The 2,639-nt window shown below is 43.2% G+C and carries 3 protein-coding genes and 1 pseudogene; all 4 read right to left on the reverse strand.

Going from position 1 to position 2,639, the window contains the following annotated elements; all coding sequences use genetic code 11:
* Positions 1-1,281: phage late control D family protein (locus J7R10_RS07875; RefSeq protein WP_026501382.1), on the reverse strand; the 1,281-nt coding region annotated here is incomplete at its 3' end.
* Positions 1,278-1,502, reverse strand: a complete 225-nt coding sequence (locus tag J7R10_RS07880) for a tail protein X (protein WP_010704753.1) — start codon at positions 1,500-1,502, stop codon at positions 1,278-1,280. The genes J7R10_RS07880 and J7R10_RS07875, both read right to left, overlap by 4 nt.
* Positions 1,499-1,879 (reverse strand): phage tail protein, encoded by a 381-nt coding sequence (locus J7R10_RS07885; protein WP_010704754.1) that lies wholly within the window; start codon positions 1,877-1,879, stop codon positions 1,499-1,501. Before J7R10_RS07885 ends, J7R10_RS07880 begins: the two co-directional genes overlap by 4 nt.
* Before the next feature lie 5 nt (positions 1,880-1,884).
* Positions 1,885-2,639: pseudogene (locus tag J7R10_RS07890) on the reverse strand (phage tail protein); the annotation flags it as partial.

Consider the following 2,639-nt stretch of genomic DNA (forward strand, 5'->3'; position numbering starts at 1 on the left):
GCCTTCACCTTCATCGCATGCATTTTGTGGAGCGTTTGGATCAAGGGTATCATCCTTGTCTGGTGTTGTGTTTGCAACGTTTCCAGCCGCATCTTCTTGTGCTTTGTCAAAAAGTTCACACTCTATTTTTGTGGTGTAACCGCCCATTTTATCAAGTTTGTGCTTGACGCTTTTGATGCGCCATTCTGCCGGAATATAAGGTCGGAAATGGGGATCTTGAACAAGTTTTGCTTCTGCTTGCACAAAGGGATCTCCACCAATATCACATGAGAAAGAAGACTTACCCCGTGATGACTTATTGTGATAAGCGGCAATGGCTGCAACAGCTTCTGATTGATTATGGTAGGTATATTTGAGTTCATGAAACGGTGGGTTGCCAACTTTGACTTCTTTTTTTTCACCACTGCGGATATCATGATAGGTTGCGAGAACACCGCCTTTTTTCTCTTCTTCTTGCTTTTCCGCTTCTTTTTCTGTTTTTTCTCCTATCTCTGCTTCAGATGGGTTCGGTAGATCATTTTCATCCATATGGATAGAGTTTTCATCATCATCTATCTCTTCTGGTGTCTGGGCATCCGCCGCGGCTTTTTGGTCATCACCACCATCCGTTTCTAAGCCATTTGCTGCACCTGCTTCATCCCGTGCGCTGTATTTAAAATCCCAAGAGGTGCAATGTTTCTCATGAATAACAACAACAGGGAGTGTTTCGCCGGTGATGGCTTTGCCTTCACCCCGTTTGGCAAGCACAAGTTTGCCGTCAACAGGTTTTGCTACCGCATCATATTTCTCTGCAAGACGTGCGGCAAAAGCTATATCGCTTTCAGCAGTTTGATCAATATGACGCACAACAATTTTCGCAAGAGAAGGGTCAACCTTTGCGCTATAACCATTACGCTCTGCTATCTCTTGAACAATATTGCCAAGCGTTTGCTGGTGATAAGATTGGCTTTTGGGTGTTCTATAAGACGTGTTCATTGACGCGGCGCGCCCTGTAACACTTAAGCTTTGTGGTGGACTACTGACAGAGATTTCGTCTATCAGATAGGCTCCCATATCGCGTGTTTTGCTCCCTTCATAGCCAAGGGTCACGGAAATAACGGTTCCAATTAAAGGAATGTCGAGAAAGCCATTATCACTGTCGCGTACACGGTCATCAAGCTCTATGGTGATACGGTCGCTTTTGTCTTCTGCCTCATCGGTAATTTCAATCGACAAAACATAATCCATGAGAGTTTTGGTAATGTCTTCTCCATTTGCCATCACTGTGCAAAAAGGTTTCATGATTTGCTGCCCCAAATTCTGATCACGGGTGTGGCTTTGGGATAGGGGAGGGATGGCAAAATGATTGTGATGCCTGCTGTTAAAATGGGTCCATAGTCTGCAAGTCCAAAATTTGCTGCATAGACACGTTCAACAGCAAGCGCTTGTTGACCTTTGGCATAGTATTTCCAGCAAATGGCATCCACCATATCGCCATCTTTGGTCCTGTAAAGATCACTCATAGGTCTTCACCATATTCTCTCAATTTGACTGTAAATTCTTGTTTTTTGGGGGTGCCATTATGATGAAAAACGCTTTGTTTTTCCTCCACGGAAAGAATGACAAACTTACCTAAAATCTTGCCTTGCCCCGTTATAAGGATGAGAGGTCCCTCATGCGCTATTTGTCGTAAATATTCGAGCTGTCTGTGACCACCTTTAAAATCTGGATAAATTATACCCGTTAAGGAAAATTCCGCATTTGCAACAGCTGGTAATTGAAGAGCCGCCTTTCGTCCCAATCGCCCTTGCTCTACCCATGGAACGCCATAAGACAGACCAAGTGTTTGATAAGCTGCTGTTTCAATCGAAAAAATGAAATCACCCAAAGCTAACATCATGGCACTTAATCCGAAAGGCTGGAGGCTATAGCCAAACGTTGTTGCTTCTCATAGCGTTCAAGAGCTTGATTGACTGCATCTCTAATTTCGTTCTTGAGACCATTGGGGACGGAAATATTGAGATTTGTAATGGTCACGCGGGCGTCTACTTCAACAGCTTTATGAACTGTAATGGGCTTAGGAGCTTTGAAGGCACTCATTTTTGCATTTGGAGCCTGCATGTATCCTGTCTCAACTGTATCTGTATTAAAACCATTCTTGCGTTTTCCAGATGGACTATTGGGTACAACGGCTGTATCAACCATTCTTTTTGCACGGGCATTGGTTTCATCGGTAAAGGCTTTAATTGTTTGGGTTGAAGTTTTGTTAATTGAAACATTAAAACCAAGCTTTTCTTTTCCCCAGCTTGGCAGCCAACTGGTTAATGTGCTTATCATACCGCTAAACCATTCGGATAGGGCTTGCCATTTGCTTTTGATACCATCCCACAAGCTACCAATGAGATGAGCACCTGCATCCATTAAATTGACGCCAAATAACCATTCAATCAATGCATTGATTTTTTTTGCTATCCAAACGAGCGGTGAAAAGTTTTTAAAGAGATTAAAGAGTTTACCGAAAACGTTACTGCATAAGCTAGCAAAAGAATTCCATAACGTTCCTAAAAAGCTTATGATGGTATCCCAATTTTTGTAGAGCAGATATCCAGCTCCGACAAGCGCCGCAATGCCCCCGATTATCCAACCGATAGGAGTGGTCA

Origin of the sequence: Bartonella vinsonii subsp. berkhoffii ATCC 51672, from assembly GCF_902825225.1 — a bacterium.
GTDB classification, from domain to species: Bacteria; Pseudomonadota; Alphaproteobacteria; order Rhizobiales; family Rhizobiaceae; genus Bartonella; species Bartonella berkhoffii.

Coding starts and splice junctions, on each gene's coding strand:
- J7R10_RS07885 (WP_010704754.1), bottom strand. CDS start 1,879: ATGATGTTAGCTTTGGGTGATTTCATTTTTTCGATTGAAACAGCAGCT.
- J7R10_RS07880 (WP_010704753.1), bottom strand. CDS start 1,502: ATGAGTGATCTTTACAGGACCAAAGATGGCGATATGGTGGATGCCATT.